This window comes from Pseudomonas sp. JL27(2026) (genome assembly GCF_056933555.1).
In genome coordinates, this window is record NZ_CM167794.1 from 1,258,636 (window position 1) to 1,281,029 (window position 22,394).

Below are 22,394 nucleotides of genomic sequence, written 5' to 3' on the forward strand. Positions count from 1 at the left end.
CGGTGGTGGCCGGTGGCAAGCCTCGGTGCGGCTTACCCTTGAGACTAGCTCTGTTGCCCCAGGTTTAAAGTCAGTTCGTCGCCTGCTTGTAAGAACCCGCTGCGGACGGCACTCTTGGGCTTCAGAGCTTGAGCCTCATAGCCGCACGGATTTCGCTGGAGAACTGCTGATGACTGATATCGATGCACGCTTGCGCGAGGATGTTCACCTGTTGGGTGAGTTGTTGGGCAACACCATTCGTGACCAGTACGGGGAAGGGTTTCTCGACAAGATCGAGCAGATCCGCAAGGGCGCCAAGGCCGACCGTCGCGGTGCCGTGGACGCGCAACTGAGCGCCAGCCTCGATCAGTTGAGCGAGGATGAACTGCTGCCGGTGGCGCGCGCATTCAACCAGTTCCTCAACCTGGCGAACATCGCTGAGCAATATCAGTTGATTCACCGTCGCGAAGAATCCCAGCCAGCGCCGTTCGAGTCGCGGGTGCTGCCCGAGTTGCTTGCCCGCTTGCGCGCTGAAGGTCATGGCGCCGAAACGCTGGCCCGGCAATTGGGGCGGTTGGAGATCGAGCTGGTACTCACCGCGCACCCCACCGAAGTGGCGCGCCGTACCTTGATTCAGAAATACGACGCCATCGCCGCGCAACTGGCGGCGCAGGACCATCGCGACCTGACCAGCGCCGAGCGCGAGCAGATCCGCCAGCGCTTGCAACGGTTGATCGCCGAAGCCTGGCACACCGAAGAAATCCGCCGCACCCGACCCACCCCGGTCGATGAAGCCAAATGGGGCTTTGCAGTGATCGAGCACTCGTTGTGGCAGGCAATTCCCAATTATCTGCGCAAGGCCGATCAGGCCCTGCATGCCGCTACCGGCCTGCGTTTGCCACTGGAAGCGGCGCCGATTCGCTTCGCCTCGTGGATGGGGGGCGACCGTGACGGCAACCCGAATGTCACGGCGGCGGTGACCCGCGAAGTCTTGCTGCTGGCGCGCTGGATGGCCGCCGATCTGTACCTGCGTGATGTCGATCACCTGGCCGCCGAATTGTCGATGCAGCAGGCCAGCGAAGCGCTGCGGGCCAAGGCTGGCGACAGCGCCGAACCTTACCGCGCGGTGCTCAAGCAACTGCGTGAGCGGTTGCGTGCCACTCGCCAATGGGCTCAGGCTTCACTGGCGGGTTCGACACCTGCCAGCGCCGAGGTCCTGCAAAACAACCGTGAGCTGCTGGACCCGCTGGAGCTCTGTTTTCAATCGCTGCACGAGTGCGGCATGGGCGTGATTGCCGATGGCCCGCTGCTCGATTGCCTGCGTCGGGCGGTGACGTTCGGCCTGTTCCTGGTGCGGCTGGACGTGCGTCAGGACGCCTCGCGGCACTCGTCGGCCATGACCGAAATCACCGATTACCTGGGGCTCGGTCGCTATGAAGACTGGGACGAAGAGGCACGCATCCGTTTTCTGTCGGGTGAGCTGAACAATCGTCGGCCATTGTTGCCCGCACACTTCAAACCCTCGGCCGATACCGCTGAAGTGCTGGCGACCTGCCGCGAAATCGCGGCGGCGCCGGGGGCGTCACTCGGCTCCTATGTGATTTCCATGGCGGGCGCCGCTTCCGACGTGCTGGCCGTGCAACTGCTGCTCAAAGAGTGTGGCGTGTTGCGGCCGATGCGTGTGGTGCCATTGTTCGAAACCCTTGCGGACCTGGACAACGCCGGTCCGGTGATCGAAAAGCTCTTGTTGCTGCCCGGCTACCGCTCGCGTTTGCAGGGCCCGCAGGAAGTGATGATCGGGTATTCCGACTCGGCGAAGGACGCCGGCACCACGGCGGCGGCCTGGGCTCAGTACCGGGCGCAGGAGCGTTTGGTGGATATCTGCCGCGAACAGCAAGTCGAACTGCTGCTGTTCCATGGTCGCGGTGGCACCGTGGGCCGTGGCGGCGGCCCGGCGCACGCGGCGATTCTGTCGCAACCGCCGGGGTCGGTGGCGGGGCGCTTCCGCACCACCGAGCAGGGAGAAATGATTCGTTTCAAATTCGGCCTGCCGGACATCGCCGAGCAAAACCTCAACCTGTATCTGGCCGCCGTGCTGGAGGCAACGCTGTTGCCGCCGCCACCGCCGCAGCCGTCCTGGCGCCATCTGATGGACGAACTGGCCGCCGATGGCGTCAGCGCCTATCGCGCCGTGGTGCGGGAAAACCCTCAATTCGTCGAGTATTTCCGCCAGTCCACGCCGGAGCAGGAACTGGGGCGCCTGCCGCTGGGCAGTCGTCCGGCCAAGCGGCGTGCCGGGGGGATTGAAAGCCTGCGCGCCATTCCGTGGATCTTCGGCTGGACCCAGACCCGCCTGATGTTGCCGGCGTGGCTCGGTTGGGAATCGGCGCTGAGCAAGGCGCTGGCGCGTGGCGAGGGCGAGTTGCTGGCACAGATGCGTGAGCAGTGGCCGTTCTTTCGTACCCGCATCGACATGCTGGAGATGGTCCTGGCCAAGGCCGACGCGGACATTGCGCAGTCCTACGATGAGCGATTGGTGACGCCTGACTTATTACCTTTGGGTGTGCATTTACGCGACCTATTGTCGCAGGCGTGTTCCGTGGTGCTGGGCCTGACGGGGCAGTCACAGCTACTGGCCCATAGCCCCGACACCCTGGAGTTCATCCGCCTGCGCAACACCTACCTCGACCCGCTTCATCTATTGCAGGCGGAACTGTTGGCACGCTCGCGGCAACAGGACGTGGCGCAGGGCAGCCCGGTAGAACAGGCGTTGCTGGTGTCTGTGGCAGGGATTGCGGCCGGTTTGCGCAACACCGGCTAAGGTTTTTTGTGCTGCGTCAGGGGCTTGGCGAAGCCCCTGAACGATCGGTACCACAGGCGGGTCGCGGTTGGCAGGCGACACTTTGTTATGGGGTTGCGACTTGGAGCACCTTGGCGCAAGGGCACGACAGGCACGGGTTCGTCCGACTTTCGGCGGCTTGTGTGGGCCGTGCCTGCTGTGTATCTTGATCAGCCTTTGGCCGTTTGGGCGGCCACGACCCTTTTGTTGAGATTGGCCCCACGAGGCGAATCCGAGCGTTTCTAAATAAAAAATTGAGGAGCACATCGATGCGCGTCATTCTGCTGGGAGCTCCCGGGGCCGGTAAAGGTACTCAGGCTAAGTTCATCACTGAAAAATTCGGTATTCCGCAGATCTCCACCGGCGACATGCTGCGTGCTGCGGTCAAGGCTGGCACCGAGCTGGGCCTGATCGCCAAGAGCGTGATGGACAGCGGCGGCCTGGTCTCTGACGAGTTGATCATCAACCTGGTCAAGGAACGCATCAGCCAGGCTGATTGCGTCAACGGTTTCCTGTTCGACGGCTTCCCGCGCACCATCCCCCAGGCTGAAGCCCTGGTGACGGCCGGCGTCGAACTGGACCACGTGGTTGAAATCGCTGTCGACGACGAAGAAATCGTTCAGCGCATCGCCGGGCGTCGCGTTCACGAAGCCAGCGGCCGCGTTTACCACACCGTCTACAACCCGCCGAAAGTCGCGGGCAAGGACGATGTCACCGGCGAAGCGCTGGTACAGCGTAAAGACGACACTGAAGAAACCGTGCGTCATCGCCTGTCGGTCTACCACTCCCAGACCAAGCCGCTGGTGGATTTCTACCAGAAGCTGTCGGTTGCCAAAGGCAAGCCGGTTTACAGCCACATTGCGGGCGTCGGCTCGGTAGAAGCGATCACTGGCAAGGTGCTTGAAGCTCTGAGCTGAGAAAGCTGATTTGCTTTACGTTCAACGGCCCGCTTGCGGGCCGTTGTTGTTTATACTGGCGCACTTTTTCCACCTCTCTTTACGGAAACATCGATGAGCACCTTGCTGGCCCTGGACACCGCGACTGAAGCTTGCTCCGTTGCCTTGCTGCATGACGGCAAGGTCACGAGCCATTACGAGGTGATTCCGCGCCTGCATGCGCAAAAGCTCCTGCCGATGATCCAGCAACTGCTGGCTGACGCGGGCACCACCCTGCAAGCGGTCGATGCGATTGCCTTTGGCCGTGGGCCAGGTGCGTTCACCGGGGTGCGGATTGCCATCGGTGTGGTTCAAGGCCTGGCCTTTGCCCTGGAGCGTCCGGTGTTGCCGGTGTCCAACCTGGCGGTGCTGGCCCAGCGCGCCTATCGTGAACACGGCGCGAGCCAGGTCGCGGCGGCCATCGATGCACGAATGGATGAAGTGTATTGGGGCTGCTACCGCGAAACCGCCGGTGAGATGCGTCTGGTTGGCGCTGAAGCGGTGCTGGCGCCGCAAGTTGCGGCATTGCCGGCGGAGGCTTCGGGCGACTGGTTTGGCGCGGGCACGGGGTGGGGCTATGGCGAGCGAATCGCTGTCACGCTGACTGGCCAGGATGCGGGCATGTTGCCTCACGCCGAAGACTTGCTGACCCTGGCGCGTTTTGCCTGGGAGCGCGGGGAAGCGATCGTGGCCGACGATGCCCAGCCTGTTTACCTGCGCGATAAAGTAGCGACCCCCAAGACCCGGTAGTCCGGGTGCTTTTGTGGCTTTGTGGCAAGGGAGCAAGCTCCCTCGCCACAGGGGCACTGTCGATCGTCGGATTCCAGCGGCTGCTTTTAAACCTTTTCCGGATTCTGTGTTCTAGTTATCACTTGGGTATTTGCACAGCTGCTAATGTGCCGCTAAATTGCCATCATAGAATCCGAGCATGAAATTATGCGCATAGACGGCTTTTCCTCTCAGTCCTACCCCATTAAGCGCAAGCCTCGCAAAGGCAGTGTGGTGGTGGACGAGTCTCTCGAAGACATCGATGGCGAGCAGGAAATCCCCTCCGAAGAGCAACTGGCTGCCCGCGCCGCCAAGGCTTCGGCCCAGCGCCTGAGCAATCTTCCCGCCCGTCAGCAAGACATGATCTACCATCGCGCCATGAGCAAAAGTGCCGCGAGAGCCCTGGCCAGCTACCTGAGCACCGCCGCTTTCGTTGATTGGGACATGGAAGTGCTGGGGCTCGACCTGCACATCTGATGGAGCTGCCTTACTACCTCGGCTGCCCGTCCTGGAGTGAAAACGCCTGGCGCGACTATCTGTATCCACAGAATGCCCGGCCCAATGAGTTTCTCGGTTTCTATTCCCGCGTATTCAACGCCGTGGAAGGCAATACGACCTTCTACGCGCGCCCGGCTGCCGCAACGGTGCAGCGTTGGGCCGAGACAATGCCCGAAGGCTTTCGGTTTACCGCCAAATTTCCTGGCGACATCAGCCATGGCGGCGACTTGCGCGAGCAACTGACTGCCGCCGAAACCTTCGTGCAACTGCTCAGCCCGCTGGGTGAGCGGGTTTCGCCGCTCTGGCTGCAACTGCCCGCCACATTTGCCCCGCAACGGCTGGCGGAGCTGGCCGGTTTCATCGACGGCTTGCAACGGCCGCTGGCGGTTGAAGTGCGCCATCGGGACTTCTTCGCCAAGGGCGATGCCGAGCGCATGCTCAATCGGCTGCTGCGCGACCGTGGCGTCGAACGCATTTGCCTCGACCCACGGGCGCTGTTCAGTTGCACGTCCACCGAACCTTCCGTGCTGCACGCACAGTCCAAGAAACCCCGAGTACCGGCAAGGCCGGCAGCGTTTACCCGGTTCCCGCAGGTGCGTTTCATCGGTCATCCGGTGCTGGAGGCCAACGATACGTTCCTGACGCCGTGGGTCGAGAAAATCGCCCAGTGGATTGAAGAAGGTCGCACGCCTTACATCTTCCTGCACACCGCCGACAACCTGCTGGCCGCCGCCCTGGCTCAGCGTTTTCATGCCCGTTTGATGGCGCGATTGCCTGGCTTGCCGGCCCTGACTGAGTTATACAGAGAACCCGCCGCCGAGCAGCTGGATTTGCTCTGAAGGCGGGTCATTCCCTACTTCAGGAGCCAACCCATGGATGCACAAACCCGTCGAGCTCAGGCGTTCAAGGCACTGCATGAACGTGCAGGGGCTTTTGTTATTCCCAACCCATGGGATGCCGGCTCCGCGAAGATGCTCGCCAGCCTCGGCTATGAAGCGCTGGCGACTACCAGCGCCGGTTATGCCTTCTCTATGGCCCGTCCCGATGGCGGTCTGAAACTGGAAGACACCCTGGCCAATGTTCAGGCGATTGTCGGGGCCAGCGATCTGCCGGTGGCGGTGGACCTGGAAAACGGGTTCGCCGACAGCCCCGAAGGCTGCGCCCAGAGCATTCTGCGCGCCGCTGCTGCCGGTGCCGTCGGCGGTTCGATTGAGGACGCCACTGGCCGCGAAGAGGGCCCGATCTACTGCTTCGAACACGCCGTCGCGCGGGTCGAAGCCGCTGTCGCCGCTGCACGCAGCCTGCCATTCCCGTTCACCCTGACGGCCCGCGCCGAGAATCTTCTGCACGGCAAGCTCGACATCGCCGACACCCTTCGCCGTTTGCAGGCTTTTGCCGAGGCAGGCGCCGATGTGCTGTATGCGCCGGGCCTGCGCAGCGCCGAAGAAGTGCTGGCGGTGGTTCGCGCCGTGGGGCCCAAACCGGTCAATGTGCTGATGTCGGGCGGCCTCAAGTTGAGCGTGGCGCAGTTGAGTGAAATGGGCGTCAAACGAATCAGCGTCGGTTCTGCCATGGCCCGTGCGGCCTACGGGGCGTTTTATCAGGCCGCGCAGGAGATTCAACAGCACGGCACCTTCGGTTTCGCCGACAATGCGCTGCCATTCGGCCAGATCAATCAAATGTTCAAAAACTGATTACAGGATGTTGTCGTGCGGGTTCTGAAAGGGCTGTTGCTGGTGATAGGGGTATTGGGCGCTTTGCTGGTTTGCGTGTGGCGTGGCTGGTTACCGTTGCCAGCGGACTGGAACCCCTGGGCACCGCTGGATGTGCGGGCCAAGCCGAACCTGTTGACCCGTTTCAAGCTCATGCGCCTGCGCGACAACCCGCAATTGTGTGACCAAGTGCTCAGCGGTGCCGGATTGAAGGTGACTCGCCAATCCGACAGCCCTGCGGATGTCGCTTGCCCGCTGACCAACACCTTGCGCGTGCAAGGCGCTCAGGTGGCGCTGAGCAGCAGTTTCCTCGCCAGTTGCCCCTTGGCCGTGGCGTTCGTGCTGTTCGAGCGCCACGCGCTGCAACCGGCAGCACAGGCCATCTATGGGCAGCCAGTGGCGCGGGTCGATCATCTGGGCAGCTTTGCCTGTCGCAACATGTACAACCGGGAGAACGGTGCGCGCAGTCAGCATGCGACGGCCAATGCGCTGGACATCGCCGGATTTCGCCTGGCCGATGGGCGCAGTATCAATGTGCTCAGGGATTGGCCGAAGGCCAATGACGACGCCCGTTTCCTGCGCGCTGTACGCGAGGGGGCCTGTGACATGTTCAATGTGGTGTTAAGCCCGGACTACAACGCCGCCCATCGAAATCACTTTCATCTGGATGTCGGGCCGTGGTGGGTCTGCCGCTGAGGGTCAGGCGGCGATGCGCAGGTTCTGCAGGACAATCGGGCGAGCCCAGCCATTGTCGAAGTCGAGGTTTTTCTGTTGCTCGATCAGTTCTTCTGGCGGGTAGGGCGGTGCCGGTTTTTCCAGCAGGTCCAGATCGAACTCTGCAATCGGCAGGTACAACGCACGAGGTTGCGGCCCAGGCCCCGGAACCGGTAGCGGTTGGCCGGCGGTCAAGACGATAGGGCGCACCCAGCCGCTTTCGAAGTTCTGTTGTTTCTGCTGCGCGACGATTTCTTCCGGCGGGAACGGCGGCGCCGGTTTGTCGGCCAGGTCCATTTCGAACTCGGCGATCGGCAGGAACAGCGGCTCAGGCGGGCGAATTTCAGTGTCTTTCACGTCGCATTCGCGCTGTGTGACGATGTGCGCGAGCAGTTCGGCGCCCACGGTCGGTTCGTCTGGGCTGTCAATCGCGACCGGTGGGTATTGGGCTGGAGCAGGCGCAGCATCGCCCAACTGATCGGCCAGGGCCTGGGCAAAAAAATCCTGCCACAGGTGACTGACACCGCTCAGTGCTTGGGAATTACGCAGGCCATAATCGCCGTAGGGCGAGATGTAGCCTACTGATGTGCGTTGAATGTCTGACATTTCTCTCGGTCGACGCTCAGCTCTGGCAAAATGCTCGATAGTTTTGTTATCGGCCGTTTTTGCCGATCATTAATTTTTTGAGTGTGTTTTCTGATGAGTGAGCAACCTGCGGCCAGCCGCATCAAAGTTCAGGCCCTGGCCGCGACGTTTCAGGCCCAGGCCGAGCAATGGGCCGAACGCCTGGGCCTGCCTTTGCAGCTGGACGATGCGGAATTTGCCTTGCAGGTCGGCGAGCAGGGTTTGCAGTTGCAACAATTGGGGCCAGACGCGCCCGGCGCAGTGCGGGTGGACTTCGTCGAGGGCGGCGCGGCTCATCGCCGGTTGTACGGCGGCGGGAGCGGGCAGATGATCGCCAAGGCTGTCGGGGTCGCTCAAGGCGTACGGCCCAAGGTGCTGGATGCCACGGCGGGGTTGGGCAAGGATGGTTTCGTGCTCGCGAGCCTGGGCTGCGAGATGAGCCTGATCGAGCGTCAGCCGCTGATCGGTGCGTTGCTGGAGGATGGCCTGGCCCGTGGTGCGGAAGATTTTGAGGTGGCGCCGATTGTGGCGCGCATGCGTTTGCTCAAAGGCAACTCGATCGAGCTGATGAACCATTGGGAAGGCGAGCCACCGCAGGTGATCTACCTTGACCCGATGTTTCCTCATCGTGAGAAAACTGCGCTGGTGAAGAAGGAAATGCGCCTGTTCCGTCCGCTGGTCGGCGATGACCCGGATGCCCCGGCGCTGTTGGCAGCCGCCCTGGCGCTGGCCAGCCACCGGGTGGTGGTCAAGCGCCCACGCAAGGCGCCGTGCATTGACGGGCCGAAACCGAGCCATGCTCTGGACGGCAAATCCAGCCGATACGACATCTACCCGAAGAAAGCGCTTAAGCCTTAAGACCGCGTTGCCCCCTTCGCGAGCAAGCCCGCTCCCACAGTTGACCGCGTTCTTACTTAAAGACATTGGTCCGATGTGGGAGCGAGCCTGCTCGCGATAGCGTCAGCCCAGACGCTAAAAATCTATCAGACGGTTTGCGGGCGATACGCCCGCATGAACAATCCCACCACCTCTTGCACATGGGCCTCGGCTGCATCGCCGGTCGGCGGCTCGCCGCAGCCATAGAGCAAGCGGAAATTACCCGCGCCCTTGAGCATGCAGAAGAAATGCTCGGCAGCATTGAGCGGCTTGTCGATGGTCAGGGCGCCGATCTGGTCGATCTTGATCAGCAAGCGCTCCATCCCTTGCAGCATCCGCTGTGGCCCGGCTTCGAAGAAGATCTGCGAGAGCTTTGGGTCCTGGCTGCCCAGCGCCATGATCAGCCGATGCAGGTTCACCGACTCGTCGCTGTTGATCAGTTGATGAAAGCCCCGCCCGATGTTCAACAGCACGCTCTGTACCGGAATACCCTCGGGCAGTTCGAAGAACAGGTTGGGCAGTTGCTCTTCGCACTTGGCCATCACGGCCGCGGAAAACAGGGTCTCCTTGTCGTTGAAGTGGCTGTAGACCGTCAATTTCGACACGCCGGCTTCAGCAGCTACCGCATCCATGCTGGTACTTGCGTAACCCTTGCTCAGGAAAAGCCGTTTTGCCGCGTCGAGGATGGCCTCGCGCTTGGCCAGGTCTTTGGGGCGGCCGGGACCGCTGGGTGCAGAAAGATTGTTCGACATTCTTCGCTTTAATAATACTGGACTGGTGAGTTTGCTATTAATAACATACCGGTCAGTATAATTATTCCAAGCACCATTAGCGAAAGGTCCTTCACCATGTCCCGCTATGTCCTGCCCCTTGCCCTGCCAGTCACCCTGGCTTTTTTATTGTCTGCGTGCGGCCACGAAGAGCCGGCGCAAGTCACCGTGCGTCCGGCCCTGGTGGTTCAACCAGAGCCTTCGGCACAGGCAATCGACAGTTACCCTGGTGAAGTTCGGGCCCGTTATGAGCCGGACCTGGCGTTTCGCATCGCGGGTAAAGTCAGCCGACGATTGGTCGAGGAAGGTGAGCGGGTCAAGGCCAACCAGCCACTGGCCGAACTTGATCCACAGGACGTGCGCCTGCAACTGGAAGCCACGCGAGCCCAGGTTGCCGCCGCCGAGGCCAACCTGAGCCTGGTGCGCGCCGAGCGTGATCGCTACAAGACTCTGATGGACCGTCAGATGGTCAGCCGCTCGCAGTACGACAATTCCGAAAACCTCTACCGCTCCGGCGAAGCGCGGCTCAAGCAGATCAAAGCCGAATTCGACGTTTCCAATAATCAGGCCAGCTATGCGGTGCTGCGTGCGCCCCAGGATGGCGTGGTGGCCAAGCGTGCCGTGGAAGTCGGGCAAGTGGTGTCGGCCGGGCAAACGGTGTTCACCCTCGCCACCGATGGCGAGCGTGAAGTGCTGATCAGCCTGCCCGAGCAGAGTTTTGGGCGTTTCAAGATCGGTCAGCCGGTGGCGGTGGAACTCTGGACCCAGCCCGGCCAGCGCTTTGCCGGCAGTATTCGCGAGCTGTCGCCGGCCGCCGACCCCAAGTCGCGTACTTTCGCGGCACGGATTACCTTCACCACCGGCAAGGTCCCGGCCGAGCTGGGCCAAAGTGCCCGGGTGTTCATCCAGACCGCCGAGACCGTGCCACTTTCGGTGCCGCTCTCGGCGCTTACCGCTGAAAACGGCGCGACCTATGTGTGGCTCGTCGACGCCCACAACACCCTTAAACGTGCTCCGGTGCGAGTCGGTGCGTTCGGTGAAAAGAACGTGCCGGTGCTCGAAGGCCTCAATCCCGGCGATTGGGTCGTGGCCGCAGGGGTTCATGTGCTCCATGAAGGGCAGCAAGTGCGCCCGGTGGATCGCTCCAACCGCGTGGTCAATCTGGCGGCCAAGGAGTAATCCCCGATGGGTTTCAATCTTTCCGAATGGGCGCTGCGTAACCGCCAGATCGTACTGTTCCTGATGCTCCTGCTGGCGGTTGTTGGCGCCTTGTCCTACACCAAGCTGGGGCAGAGCGAAGACCCGCCGTTCACGTTCAAGGCCATGGTGATTCAGACCAAATGGCCGGGTGCCACGGCCGAGGAAGTCTCGCGGCAAGTCACCGAGCGCATTGAAAAGAAACTGATGGAAACCGGTGAGTACGAACGCATCGTTTCATTCTCGCGCCCCGGCGAGTCCCAGGTGACCTTCATGGCCCGTGATTCGATGCATTCGGCGCAGATCCCGGAGCTCTGGTATCAGTTGCGCAAGAAGGTCGGCGATATCCGCCAGACCTTGCCGCCCGGTATCCAGGGGCCATTCTTCAACGATGAGTTCGGCACCACATTCGGCAACATCTACGCCCTGACCGGCGACGGTTTCGACTACGCCGTGCTCAAGGACTACGCCGACCGCGTCCAGATCCAGTTGCAACGGGTCAAGGACGTCGGCAAGGTCGACTTGTTGGGCCTGCAGGACGAGAAAATCTGGATCGAGCTGTCCAACGTCAAACTGGCGACCCTCGGCTTGCCGTTGGCGGCGGTCCAGCAAGCGCTGGAAGAGCAGAATGCTAAGTCCACCGCAGGCTTCTTCGAGACCACCAGTGAGCGTTTGCAGCTTCGTGTTTCGGGGAATTTCCAGACCGTAGAAGAGATCAAGAGCTTCCCGATCCGCGTCGCTGATCGTACGTTCCGCATCTCTGATGTGGCCGATGTTCGCCGTGGCTTTAACGATCCTCCGGCACCGCGCATGCGCTTCATGGGCGAGGACGCAATTGGTCTCGCGGTGGCCATGAAGGATGGCGGCGATATTCTGGTACTCGGCAAGGCACTGGAGCTGGAGTTCGAACGGATTCAGAAAAACCTCCCGGCCGGCATGCAGTTGCGCAAGGTGTCCGACCAACCGGCGGCGGTCAAAACCGGCGTTGGCGAGTTTGTTCAAGTGCTGGTCGAAGCCCTGGCGATTGTGTTGCTGGTGAGCTTCTTCTCCCTGGGCGTGCGCACCGGCATGGTGGTCGCCTTGGCGATTCCATTGGTGTTGGCGATGACGTTCGCCTGCATGTATTACTTGGGGATCGGCTTGCACAAGATTTCCCTCGGCGCACTGGTGTTGGCCCTCGGGCTGTTGGTGGATGACGCGATCATCGCCGTGGAAATGATGGCGATCAAAATGGAGCAGGGGTACGACCGGATCCGCGCCGCCAGTTATGCCTGGACCAGCACCGCGTTCCCGATGCTCACGGGGACGTTGATTACGGCCGCAGGTTTCCTGCCGATTGCTACCGCGCAGTCGGGCACCGGCGAATACACCCGCTCGATCTTCCAGGTGGTGACCATCGCGCTGTTGGCATCGTGGATCGCTGCCGTGGTGTTTGTGCCGTATCTGGGGGAAAAGCTCCTGCCGGACCTGGCGAAAATTCACGCCGCCAAACATGGTGCCGGTCAGCCGGACCCGTATGCCACGCCGTTTTATCAGCGGGTTCGACGGCTGGTGGAGTGGTGCGTGCGTCGGCGCAAAACCGTCATTGCACTGACTATCGTGCTGTTCGTGGCCTCGGTGGTGCTGTTCCGTTTTGTGCCGCAGCAGTTCTTCCCGGCATCCGGTCGGCTGGAGCTGATGGTCGACCTCAAACTGGCCGAAGGTGCCTCGTTGAGCAACACCACGGATGAGGTGAAACGCCTGGAAGCGATGCTCAAGGAACACGCAGGCATCGACAACTATGTGGCGTATGTCGGCACGGGTTCGCCGCGCTTTTACCTGCCGCTGGACCAGCAACTGCCGGCCGCGAGCTTCGCTCAATTTGTGGTGCTGGCCAAAACCATCGAGGAGCGTGAAAGCCTGCGCACCTGGCTGATCGAGACCCTCAACGAACAGTTCCCGGCCCTGCGTTCACGGGTCACGCGTCTGGAAAACGGTCCGCCCGTGGGCTATCCGATGCAGTTCCGGGTGACCGGCGAGCACATCGAGGAAGTGCGTGCATTGGCGCGCAAGGTCGCGGCCAAGGTTCGCGAAAACCCTCACGTGGTCAACGTGCACCTGGATTGGGAAGAGCCGAGCAAGGTTGTGTACTTGAACGTCGACCAGGACCGTGCGCGAGCCTTGGGCGTGAGCACGGCCAACCTGTCGAAATTCCTGCAAAGCTCACTCACCGGTTCCAGCGTCAGCCAGTACCGCGAAGACAACGAGTTGATCGAGATCCTGCTGCGCGGCACGGTCCATGAACGCACTGAACTGTCGCTGCTGCCGAGCCTTGCGGTACCGACCGACAACGGTAAAAGCGTCGCGCTGTCGCAAATTGCGACGCTGGAATATGGCTTCGAGGAAGGCATCATCTGGCACCGCAATCGCCTGCCGAATGTGACGATTCGCGCCGACATCTACGGCAAGGAACAACCGGCGACCCTGGTGCAGCAGATCCTGCCGACCCTGGAGCCGATCCGCGCCGAGTTGCCGGACGGCTACTTGCTGGATGTGGGGGGGACCGTGGAAGACTCGGCCCGTGGGCAGAACTCGGTGAAGGCCGGCGTGCCGCTGTTCATTGTGGTGGTGTTGACGTTGCTGATGCTGCAACTGCGCAGCTTCTCACGCACGGTGATGGTGTTTCTGACAGCGCCACTGGGGTTGATCGGGGTGACGTTGTTCCTGATGGTGTTCCGCCAGCCGTTCGGTTTTGTGGCCATGCTCGGGACCATCGCGTTGTCGGGGATGATCATGCGTAACTCGGTGATTCTGGTGGACCAGATCGAGCAGGACATTGCTGCCGGGCTCAAACCCTGGCAAGCGATTATCGAAGCCACGGTGCGGCGCTTCCGGCCTATCGTGCTGACTGCACTCGCCGCCGTGCTGGCGATGATTCCACTGTCACGCAGCGTGTTCTTCGGGCCGATGGCCGTGGCGATCATGGGCGGGTTGATCGTCGCAACGGCGTTGACGCTGTTGTTCCTACCGGCACTGTATGCGGCGTGGTTCAAGGTCAAGAAGGAGGGGTGACGCGCTCAGTGCAGGTTCAGGTGCATACCTGAACCTGCCGAGCAGAGAAGCCCCGTAGGAGCAAGGTTGCTCCTATAGAAGTGGAGTAGCGGGTTACAGCGTGCCGAAGACTTTCTTCGCCAGGCTGGTGGCCGCTGCCGCCGGGTTCTGGCGGATGTTGGCTTCCTGTTTGCCGATCATCTCGAACAGGCCGTTCAGCGCCTGCTCGGTCACGTAGCTTTCGATGTTGGCGCTTTTTGCGTCGACCACACCCAGGGTCGCGGCTTGGCCGGCGAACGAGTTGTACTGCTTGGCCAGACCGACCTGATCGGTGGCCTGCTTGACGATCGGCAGGAACTTCTCGCGGATTTGCTCACGGCTGGTCTTGCTCAGGTACTGGGTGGCCGAATCCTTGCCGCCGTTGAGAATGCCTTTGGCATCATCGACGGTCATTTTCTTCACGGCATCCACCAGCAACGCCTGAGCTTGCGGTACGGCAGCCTCAGCGGCTTTGTTCATGCTGGCTTCCAATTGATCGACCTGGTCGCCCATACCGAATTGCTTCATCTTTTTGGCGACTTTGCCCAGTTTGCCCGGCAGTTCGATTTTCACATCCGGGTTATTGCTGAAGCCTCCAGGCGTGCCCAGTTGTTTGACGGCGATCTGTGCGCCCTGGGTCAAGGCATCCTTGAGGCCGCCGCTGGCGTCTTTTTGCGACAGGTCGCTAAGGGATAGCGCCAGAGCGCTGGCAGAAATCATCAGGCCTGCACAGAGACCGGCAAAGCGTAGGGTAGGGCGGAGCATGGCAGCTTCCTTGTTCGCAAAAGGGAATTAACGGACCGCGTCGACGCGAAGTTTCAACGGCTGTGGATCCTTGCCGTCCAGTTGCACTGCGTTATGTTCGGTGGTGATGAAGATCAGTTTGCCGTCGACTTCAATGCGTGCGCTCACCGAGTAACGATGGCCGGGTTTGACCTGCGCCGGATCGTAGCTCAGATGAAACGGCAGCGGCACCTGGCCTTTGACCGGACCTTTCTGCTCATCGAGTACGACGGCTGGGGCATCGGCGAGGGACACGTCCTGCAAACTGACGCTCAGGGTCGCGGTAGGCGGCAGGGCGATGCGTTGCAGGTAGAAGACTTCACCGTCGAGCGAGGCTTTGGTTTCGACGGGTGGAGTGACGGACTGGCACGCACCGAGCAGGGCGGTGAGTGCTAGCAAAGAACATTTTTTCATCGGGGACGCCTATATCATTGACGCCAGAAGCAGACTGGCGCCCATGGGGAATTTAGCGGATTCTACGCCAAACATCAGCCCCGCAACGTTCCAGAGTCAGGTACCGAACGACAGTGTTTGAACTGTCTGCGGCATCAATACCAACTCATTGGGTTTCAGGCCCAGTGTCATCAGTGTGCGCTTAAGGGTTTCAAAAGAACCTGTCAGCACATAGCGCTGTCCCGGTTTGATCATGAGTGGGTCATAACGCAGGTAGACCGGCTGTGTGTCGGCGGTCAGGCCAACAGCCTCACCCAGTACAACTTCTGGTCCGCCATCTGTAGTCTTTTCAATCAACTTCACAATCAGTTTTGAATCGTGTGGGTAGCCAATCCTGGGTGCAAAGGCTTTTTTGATTGCGATATAGCCCACGGGGCTGAGGTGGATATCAATCTCTTGATCGCCGCCGCCCCACCTTAAGGTGTGTTCGATGTCGAGCAGGAGTGCAGCGCCTTCATGTGCCATGTTGATGTTTATGGCGAACGTGTCACCCACTTCGGTCACGCTGGAATCAATGTTGAATGTAAAGCGCCAAGGTGAGTCGGTGGGGAGTTGATTGACGCCCCACAGAGTGTGAGTGAAGGAGGCTGTTCTATCGCTGATGTTGCGTACTTTGATATCGGTACTGCCGGTTTCGGGCAGTGTGTAGTTGTGCGGAAAGTGCAATGTCGCGGTAACGGTATATGTACTCATCATGATGTCCTTATCAGTCTGTTGAGTCGAGGGGTAGTTCTTATCAGGCGATGCAGGGTTTATCGGACAGCAGTGACCAGAATCTCTAATGTCTGCGAGACATTGTCGTCGAACACAATGGGATTATGTTCTTTAGTGATATAGGTCAGTTTGCCGGCAACTTCGATGCGTGCGCTGATTGCATAGCTACGACCTGCGACGATTCGAGGTGAGGCGACCATCAATTCAAAGTTCAAGCCCGCCACCTCGGCGTTGGGGATTACGTCGCGGGCCAGCTCTATCGCAGGAACATCCATCAGGGACATATCCTGCAAGAAGACAGAAAGCGTTGAGTCAGGGAGCAGGCCAATCCTTTCCAGATAGTGGACGTTGCCTTTGAGGAGGTACACGGTTTCGCTGGACATGTTGACTTCCTTATCAATGCGTCGAAAGTGACGTGGGTTTGATGTTAGAGGTTTGTGTTTTGAAAGTCTTGTAGGTGTTTTCTATATTTACTTGGCGTTTTTTTGAGTGCGCTGTTTTAGGTGCGGAAAAGTAGACAGCTTAATAATTGTGAGTGAGTCAGGTTGTGACGAAGTATCGAGGTATAGTTCGCGCACTTGCTGTTTTGGAATAGTGTTTTAGACGGTGTTGTATGTGTGTGAATGTCAGGGAGGATAGTAATGTGTGTATCGATCTATTGCGCGATGGTTTGATTAAAGTTGGCTGTTTTATCGAGAATGTATTTTTGAGTTGCCTGTAAAGTTATGTGCTCTGAAAACGGATGGCCACTCAAAAGAAGCGTCATAGCTTCTTTTGAGTGGCCATTGTTTTTTGAGCGGGCGTTTAATCAGGCATTGTCGGCCTGATCTGCCGCATCTTCACTGCGATGCAGCGCGACCTGACGGATCGAGAGGCGAATCTCCGCCGGCAACACCCGTTTGGCCGCACCTTCGGCCAGTTCGCCGAGCAATGGGTGATAGCTGAGCTTGCCGGCTTCGTCGCGGCGCAACACGTCCAGATCCAGCAGGGTCTGGATGAAATGACGGAACAGGCTCTTGTCGAAGAACTCCGGGGCGTTCAGGCCATGCAGGATCGACAGGCGCTGGGCCATGACGGTGCACAGGTCTTCCAGTTCTTCGGCACTGATGCTGTTCTGGCCGCTGTTGAGCAGCAAGGAGATCGCCATGTAGAACCGTTGCAGGGTCTGGGCGATGCTCTTGGACAGCAAGGTCAACAGCACGAAATGCCGTGAACTCGGTGCCGGGCGCACGAACACTTCTTTTTCGAAGCGCAGCAGCCCTTGCTCGACAAAGGCTTGGAGCCATTGATCGACCACCGCATCCAGCTCGTCCAACGACCAGCGGATGAACAACTCCGATTGCAGGTACGGATACAGCGCGCGAGTGTAGCGCAGGATCTGTTCGCGGCTCATGCGCGAGGTGCTCTGGAAGAAGCTCGCGAGCAGCGCCGGCAGGGCGAAGATGTGCAGCACGTTGTTGCGGTAGTAGGTCATCAGGACGGCGTTTTGCTCGTCCAGGTACAGAATCTTGCCCAGGGCGTCGCTTTGCTCGGCCAGCAGGTCCATGCCCTTGACGTGTTCGATCAGCGCGCGGCCGTCACCTTCCGGCAGGGTGGTGTGTGGCGAGTACGGCACGCGGCGTAACAGCGCCAGGTACAAGTCCAGCACCCGCGCCATGGCGCGGTCGTCCAGCGCTAGCCGGCTGGTGGACAGCAGCGCCAGCGCCACCAGGTTGACCGGGTTGATCGCCGCCGCTTCGTTCAAGTGCTGCGCCACACGCTCGCCGAGGCGATTGGTGGTTTCGTTGAGCCACGCGGGTTTGAACTGCGGGCCATGGTCCTGGGAGCGCCAGCCCGGTTGTTCGCTGTCGAGGAACTCGGCCAGTTTGATCGGCTCGCCAAAGTTCACCGCCACCTGGCCAAAGCGTTGCTTGAGCGCACCGATGACTTTGAAAATGTCGAAGATCGACTCTTTCTTCTTGCTCGCCCCACGCAATTCGCCCAGGTAAGTGCGGCCTTCCAGCACCCGCTCGTAACCGATGTACACCGGTACGAAGACAATCGGCATGCGTGACGAACGCAGGAAGCTGCGCAGGGTAATCGCCAGCATCCCGGTTTTCGGTTGCAGCATGCGCCCCGTACGCGAGCGGCCGCCTTCGACGAAGTACTCCACCGGGAAACCCTTGGTGAACAAGGTGTGCAGGTATTCGTTGAACACCGAGGTGTAGAGCGGGTTGCCCTTGAAGGTGCGGCGCATGAAGAACGCGCCACCACGGCGCAGCAGACTGCCGATCACCGGCATGTTGAGGTTGATCCCGGCGGCGATGTGCGGCGGCGTCAGGCCGTTGCGAAACAGCAGGTATGACAGCAACAGATAGTCGATATGGCTGCGGTGGCACGGCACGTAGATCACTTCGTGACCTTGGGCGACTTTCTGCACGCCTTCGATGTGGTTGACCTTGACCCCGTCGTAGATCTTGTTCCAGAACCAGCTCAGCACCACTTCGAGGAAGCGGATCGCGGTGTAGGTGTAGTCCGAGGCGATCTCGTTGCCGTAGCGCAGGGCCTGGGCCTTGGCTTTCTCGGGCGAAATGTTCTCGCGTTCGGCCTCGTCGAGGATCGCCTGTTTGACCAGCGGCTGGTTCAGCAGGCCTTTGACCAGGTTACGCCGGTGGGAAATGTCCGGCCCGATGACCGCCGCTTTCAGGTTACGGAAATGCACCCGCAGGATGCGCTGGGCCATGCGCACGGTGAGTTCAAAGCTCTTGTTGTGTTCGATCAGCTCGCGCAGGTGAATTGGCGCTGAGAACTGCACGCGGGTCTTGCGCCCCAGAATCATGATGCTGAGCAACCGGCGCAGACGGCCGGTGACGGCCCAGCTGTCGGCGAACAGCAGTTTCCAGGGGCTGGACTCGCTGTCCGGCGACTGGCCCCAGAACACGCTGACCGGGATGATCTGTGCGTCTTCGGCAGCGTTCTGGGTCAGGGCACTGACCAGCCGCGTGAGGGTTGGCGGCGCGCCGCGTTTGTCCTGGCGGCCCAGCCAGTCGGGCGCAGGCGTCAGGTAGAAGAACGCGGCAGGTTCCAGCAGGTTGCCGACCGACACCGGCAGTACCGGGCGCGGAAGGCCGGCCTTGGTGCACTCGGCGTCGACCACGGCGAGGTCGGTCAGGGACGGGTTTTGCAGGACGTAGAACACCGGACGGCTGCGGTCGAGGTTAAGCGACGGGTTGATCGTTTCTGAGCGAACCCAGAGGTACAACAGTCGGCGCAAGGTGCCAAACACAAGACGACGGAACGGGGAACGGGTCATACGGCTTCTGCTTTAGTGGAAAAAACCGAGCAATTGCTCGGGGGGCGGTAGTGTGCCGTATTCACCGAAAATCGGCAAAAAAGCACCGAAACAATCTTGAGTTGAGAGTTTTCGCGGCTGTCATATACTCGGGCGGCTGTTTGCCACTATCGGTGATTTTTCCTACAGGAAACCGGGAGATGGCGTACGTTCTCAAGGCTTGTCGATGAACAGGCCGACTTAATAATAAAAAGGGAGTATGGATTGATGGCAACGCGCGAGACCGGCAACGTGAAGTGGTTCAACGACGCCAAGGGTTATGGCTTCATTCAGCGAGAGGACGGTGCGGATGTGTTTGTGCACTACCGCGCGATTCGTGGCGAAGGCCACCGCTCGCTGACCGAAGGCCAGCAGGTTGAATACGCCGTGGTGGACGGGCAGAAGGGGTTGCAGGCCGAGGATGTTGTAGGTCTCTAAATCCGATCTTCAGATCACTCAAAACCACTGTGGGAGCGGGCTTGCTCGCGAATGCGGTGTATCAGTCGATATCAATGGCGACTGATACACCGCATTCGCGAGCAAGCCCGCTCCCACATTTGATCTCTATTGGGCGTGCCATTTTGGGCATCCCACAGGTTCAGGTTTTAAGCCGTTTTCCAGGTGATTTCTTCTTCACCGTCAACGCTGATGCGCATCCAGCGATCCGCTGATTCTTCACCTTCTTCTTCGACCCACGTACCCGGCGCGCAGCGCACTTCGACGTTCAGCGCGGCAAAGGCTGCGCGGGCGCAGGCGATGTCGTCGTCCCACGGGGTCTGGTCGCTTTCCAGGTACAGGCTGTTCCACTTGCCCACGGCTTTTGGCAACCAGGTGACCGGCACGCTGCCGGCCTTGCACTTGTAGGTCTGGCCTTTCTGAACCCAGTCGGTGCAAGGGCCCAATGCCGCGCCGAGCCAGGTGGCGATGGCCTTGTAGTCGACGTCGGCGTCTTTCAGGTAAATCTCGATATCGGGTTGGCGCATGGATGTTCCTCACTGCGGGTTTCGAAAAATCCATTCGCGGATTTAGCCGGCCTCAAGCCACTGCTCAAGGCCAAAAGTTAAAGGGTTGCTCTCAAGCAATTACTGCAGAACGAAATAATCGTAGCGCATCGACACGCTGACCTCGAACGGCTCGGCCTGCTCGATGACGGCCGCGCGGCGTTCGGCACTGGCGCGCCAACCGTGGGGGGTCATGGCCAGCAGGTTGGCACGGTCCTGAGGATTGGCCAATGTCAGCTTGAAGTCCAGGGTTTCGCTGTGTTGCAGCGTCATGCCTTGCGGCACTAACGCCAGGTGTTTGTCATCGGTGTACTCGCGCACTTCGTCGTACAGGCGTTCACGCAGCTCCATCAAATGACCGCTGGTCGGGCCGACTTTCATCAAGCCGCCACCAGGGCTGAGCAGGCGTTTGGCTTCCTGCCAGTCGAGCGGGCTGAACACGCTGGCGAGGAACTGGCAGCTGGCATCGGCCAATGGCACCCGAGCCATGCTGGCGATCAACCAGGTCAGTTGCGGGTTGCGTTTACAGGCGCGCTTCACGGCTTCGCGGGAGATGTCCAGCGCATAGCCGTCAGCATTGGGTAAGGCATCGGCGATTTGTGCGGTGTAGTAACCCTCGCCGCACCCGATGTCCAGCCAGCGCTGAGGCGCACGTTCGGCGGCCAGTTCGGCGAGACGCCTGGCCACCGGCGCGTAATGCCCGGCATTCAAGAAGTCGCGGCGGGCTTCGACCATGGCCAGGTTGTCACCCGGATCGCGGCTGTTCTTGTGCTGCACCGGCAGCAGGTTCAGGTAACCCTGACGGGCCCGGTCGAAGCGATGCCCGGCCGGGCAGGCCACGCCGTTGTCGACCGCATTCAGCGGCGCGCTGCAGATAGGGCAGGCGAGCATCAGGCGAGCAACTTGATCAGGGTCTGGTAGTAGATTTCGGTCAGCACATCCAGATCGGCGGCCAGAACCCGCTCGTTGACCTGATGGATGGTCGCGTTGACCGGGCCGAGCTCAACCACCTGGGTGCCCATGGTGGCGATGAAACGCCCGTCCGACGTGCCGCCGCTGGTGGAGGCCTTGGTGTCGCGGCCGGTGACGCTCTTGATGCTGGCCGACACCGCGTCGAGCAGTGCGCCCGGCTCGGTCAGGAACGGCAGGCCGGACAGCGCCCAGTCCACGTGCCAGTCCAGGCCGTGTTTGTCGAGAATCGCGGCCACGCGCTGTTGCAGGCCTTCGACGGTGGACTCGGTAGAGAAGCGGAAGTTGAACACGGCCACCAGGTCGCCGGGGATCACGTTGGTCGCACCGGTGCCGGAGTTCAGGTTGGAGATCTGGAAACTGGTCGGTGGGAAGAATGAGTTGCCGTCATCCCAATGCTCGGCGGCCAGTTCGGCCAGCGCTGGAGCCGCGAGGTGGATCGGGTTCTTCGCCAGGTGTGGGTAGGCCACGTGACCTTGTACACCGCGCACGGTGAGCTTGGCGCCGAGAGAGCCGCGACGACCGTTTTTCACCACGTCACCGACCAGCGTGGTGCTCGACGGTTCCCCGACGATGCACCAGTCCAGACGTTCCTTGCGTGCCGCAAGGCGTTCGACCACAGCCTTGGTGCCGTGGTGCGCCGGGCCTTCTTCGTCACTGGTGATCAGGAATGCAACCTTGCCCTTGTGGTCCGGGTAGTCGGCGACGAAGCGTTCGGCGGCCACGGTCATGGAGGCCAGGCTGCCTTTCATGTCTGCTGCGCCGCGACCGCAGAGCATGCCGTGTTCATCGATCAGCGCGTCGAACGGGTCGATCTGCCAGGCCGTCACCGGGCCGGTCGGTACTACGTCGGTGTGACCGGCGAAGCACAGCACCGGGCCCTCGTGGTTGCCGTGGGTGGCCCAGAAGTTATCCACATCTTCGATGCGCATTGGTTCAAGCGCAAAACCGGCATCGCCCAGGCGCTGCATCATCTGCTTCTGGCAATCGGCGTCGACCGGCGTCACGGATGGACGACGGATCAGGTCAATGGCGAGTTGGAGGGTCGGCGAAAGGTCGGCGTGGGCCGTCATGTAGGACTCCAGAAACTTGAATATGGGCGCGGACTAAATGTGGGAGCGGGCTTGCTCGCGAAGCTTTTGGCGCCAGCGATGGCCCCTTCGCGAGCAAGCCCGCTCCCACA

21 protein-coding genes are annotated in these 22,394 nt (G+C 60.6%); 11 read left to right on the forward strand and 10 right to left on the reverse strand.

The window, feature by feature from the left end:
- Positions 1-169 precede the first annotated feature (169 nt).
- From ppc to AC1Z1G_RS05715, 7 genes are all read left to right on the forward strand, one after another.
- Entirely contained in the window at positions 170-2,800 is a 2,631-nt protein-coding gene (gene ppc / locus AC1Z1G_RS05685) for a phosphoenolpyruvate carboxylase (RefSeq protein WP_483625573.1), read from the forward strand.
- Positions 2,801-3,087: 287 nt separating this feature from the next.
- Positions 3,088-3,735: an adenylate kinase gene (adk, locus tag AC1Z1G_RS05690; protein WP_483625574.1), complete on the forward strand. Its 648-nt coding sequence runs from the start codon at positions 3,088-3,090 to the stop codon at positions 3,733-3,735.
- Positions 3,736-3,828: 93 nt separating this feature from the next.
- On the forward strand, positions 3,829-4,503 hold the full coding sequence (gene tsaB / locus AC1Z1G_RS05695) for a tRNA (adenosine(37)-N6)-threonylcarbamoyltransferase complex dimerization subunit type 1 TsaB (RefSeq protein WP_483625576.1): 675 nt from the start codon (positions 3,829-3,831) through the stop codon (positions 4,501-4,503).
- Between the two features lie 186 nt (positions 4,504-4,689).
- Positions 4,690-4,998 carry a hypothetical protein gene (locus AC1Z1G_RS05700; protein ID WP_483625577.1) on the forward strand — a complete coding sequence of 103 codons (309 nt, stop codon included), beginning with the start codon at positions 4,690-4,692 and terminating at the stop codon, positions 4,996-4,998.
- Positions 4,998-5,858, forward strand: a complete 861-nt coding sequence (locus AC1Z1G_RS05705) for a DUF72 domain-containing protein (RefSeq protein WP_483625578.1) — start codon at positions 4,998-5,000, stop codon at positions 5,856-5,858. Before AC1Z1G_RS05700 ends, AC1Z1G_RS05705 begins: the two co-directional genes overlap by 1 nt.
- 33 nt (positions 5,859-5,891) lie before the next feature.
- A complete protein-coding gene (locus AC1Z1G_RS05710; RefSeq protein WP_483625580.1) occupies positions 5,892-6,713 on the forward strand; it encodes an isocitrate lyase/PEP mutase family protein in 822 nt (273 codons plus the stop codon).
- A gap of 15 nt (positions 6,714-6,728) precedes the next feature.
- Positions 6,729-7,427, forward strand: coding sequence for an extensin-like domain-containing protein (locus AC1Z1G_RS05715; RefSeq protein ID WP_483625582.1), 699 nt, complete (start codon positions 6,729-6,731; stop codon positions 7,425-7,427).
- A gap of 3 nt (positions 7,428-7,430) precedes the next feature.
- Here AC1Z1G_RS05715 and AC1Z1G_RS05720 read toward each other — a convergent pair whose 3' ends face one another.
- Positions 7,431-8,051 (reverse strand): energy transducer TonB, encoded by a 621-nt coding sequence (locus AC1Z1G_RS05720; RefSeq protein ID WP_483625583.1) that lies wholly within the window; start codon positions 8,049-8,051, stop codon positions 7,431-7,433.
- 93 nt (positions 8,052-8,144) lie between these two features.
- Between AC1Z1G_RS05720 and AC1Z1G_RS05725 the strand changes: the two genes are divergently transcribed.
- Positions 8,145-8,927, forward strand: coding sequence for a class I SAM-dependent methyltransferase (locus AC1Z1G_RS05725; protein WP_483625585.1), 783 nt, complete (start codon positions 8,145-8,147; stop codon positions 8,925-8,927).
- Positions 8,928-9,052: 125 nt separating this feature from the next.
- Here the strand turns inward: AC1Z1G_RS05725 and AC1Z1G_RS05730 are convergent, their stop codons facing one another.
- On the reverse strand, positions 9,053-9,697 hold the full coding sequence (locus AC1Z1G_RS05730) for a TetR/AcrR family transcriptional regulator (RefSeq protein ID WP_483625587.1): 645 nt from the start codon (positions 9,695-9,697) through the stop codon (positions 9,053-9,055).
- Positions 9,698-9,793: 96 nt separating this feature from the next.
- Between AC1Z1G_RS05730 and AC1Z1G_RS05735 the strand changes: the two genes are divergently transcribed.
- Both AC1Z1G_RS05735 and AC1Z1G_RS05740 read left to right on the forward strand, forming a co-directional pair.
- Positions 9,794-10,894, forward strand: a complete 1,101-nt coding sequence (locus tag AC1Z1G_RS05735) for an efflux RND transporter periplasmic adaptor subunit (protein WP_483625589.1) — start codon at positions 9,794-9,796, stop codon at positions 10,892-10,894.
- A gap of 6 nt (positions 10,895-10,900) precedes the next feature.
- Complete coding sequence (locus AC1Z1G_RS05740) at positions 10,901-13,963, forward strand: efflux RND transporter permease subunit (RefSeq protein ID WP_483625591.1); 3,063 nt, start codon at positions 10,901-10,903, stop codon at positions 13,961-13,963.
- 93 nt (positions 13,964-14,056) lie between these two features.
- Here the strand turns inward: AC1Z1G_RS05740 and AC1Z1G_RS05745 are convergent, their stop codons facing one another.
- From AC1Z1G_RS05745 to plsB, 5 genes are all read right to left on the reverse strand, one after another.
- Positions 14,057-14,746, reverse strand: coding sequence for a DUF4197 domain-containing protein (locus AC1Z1G_RS05745; protein ID WP_483625593.1), 690 nt, complete (start codon positions 14,744-14,746; stop codon positions 14,057-14,059).
- A gap of 27 nt (positions 14,747-14,773) precedes the next feature.
- Positions 14,774-15,178: a YbaY family lipoprotein gene (locus AC1Z1G_RS05750; protein ID WP_483625595.1), complete on the reverse strand. Its 405-nt coding sequence runs from the start codon at positions 15,176-15,178 to the stop codon at positions 14,774-14,776.
- 96 nt (positions 15,179-15,274) lie between these two features.
- On the reverse strand, positions 15,275-15,910 hold the full coding sequence (locus AC1Z1G_RS05755; protein ID WP_483625597.1) for a hypothetical protein: 636 nt from the start codon (positions 15,908-15,910) through the stop codon (positions 15,275-15,277).
- A gap of 59 nt (positions 15,911-15,969) precedes the next feature.
- Entirely contained in the window at positions 15,970-16,314 is a 345-nt protein-coding gene (locus AC1Z1G_RS05760) for a YbaY family lipoprotein (RefSeq protein ID WP_483625599.1), read from the reverse strand.
- Positions 16,315-16,739: 425 nt separating this feature from the next.
- On the reverse strand, positions 16,740-19,223 hold the full coding sequence (gene plsB / locus AC1Z1G_RS05765; protein ID WP_483625601.1) for a glycerol-3-phosphate 1-O-acyltransferase PlsB: 2,484 nt from the start codon (positions 19,221-19,223) through the stop codon (positions 16,740-16,742).
- A gap of 246 nt (positions 19,224-19,469) precedes the next feature.
- On the opposite strand from plsB, the gene AC1Z1G_RS05770 reads away from it, so the two are divergent.
- Positions 19,470-19,679 carry a cold shock domain-containing protein gene (locus tag AC1Z1G_RS05770; protein WP_347904397.1) on the forward strand — a complete coding sequence of 70 codons (210 nt, stop codon included), beginning with the start codon at positions 19,470-19,472 and terminating at the stop codon, positions 19,677-19,679.
- A gap of 167 nt (positions 19,680-19,846) precedes the next feature.
- Here the strand turns inward: AC1Z1G_RS05770 and AC1Z1G_RS05775 are convergent, their stop codons facing one another.
- From AC1Z1G_RS05775 to dapE, 3 genes are all read right to left on the reverse strand, one after another.
- On the reverse strand, positions 19,847-20,224 hold the full coding sequence (locus AC1Z1G_RS05775) for a hypothetical protein (RefSeq protein ID WP_483625603.1): 378 nt from the start codon (positions 20,222-20,224) through the stop codon (positions 19,847-19,849).
- Positions 20,225-20,323: 99 nt separating this feature from the next.
- Positions 20,324-21,133: a putative RNA methyltransferase gene (locus tag AC1Z1G_RS05780; RefSeq protein ID WP_483625605.1), complete on the reverse strand. Its 810-nt coding sequence runs from the start codon at positions 21,131-21,133 to the stop codon at positions 20,324-20,326.
- Positions 21,133-22,284 (reverse strand): succinyl-diaminopimelate desuccinylase, encoded by a 1,152-nt coding sequence (gene dapE, locus AC1Z1G_RS05785; protein WP_483625607.1) that lies wholly within the window; start codon positions 22,282-22,284, stop codon positions 21,133-21,135. The genes AC1Z1G_RS05780 and dapE overlap by 1 nt, the downstream gene beginning before the upstream one ends.
- Between the last annotated feature and the right edge of the window lie 110 nt (positions 22,285-22,394).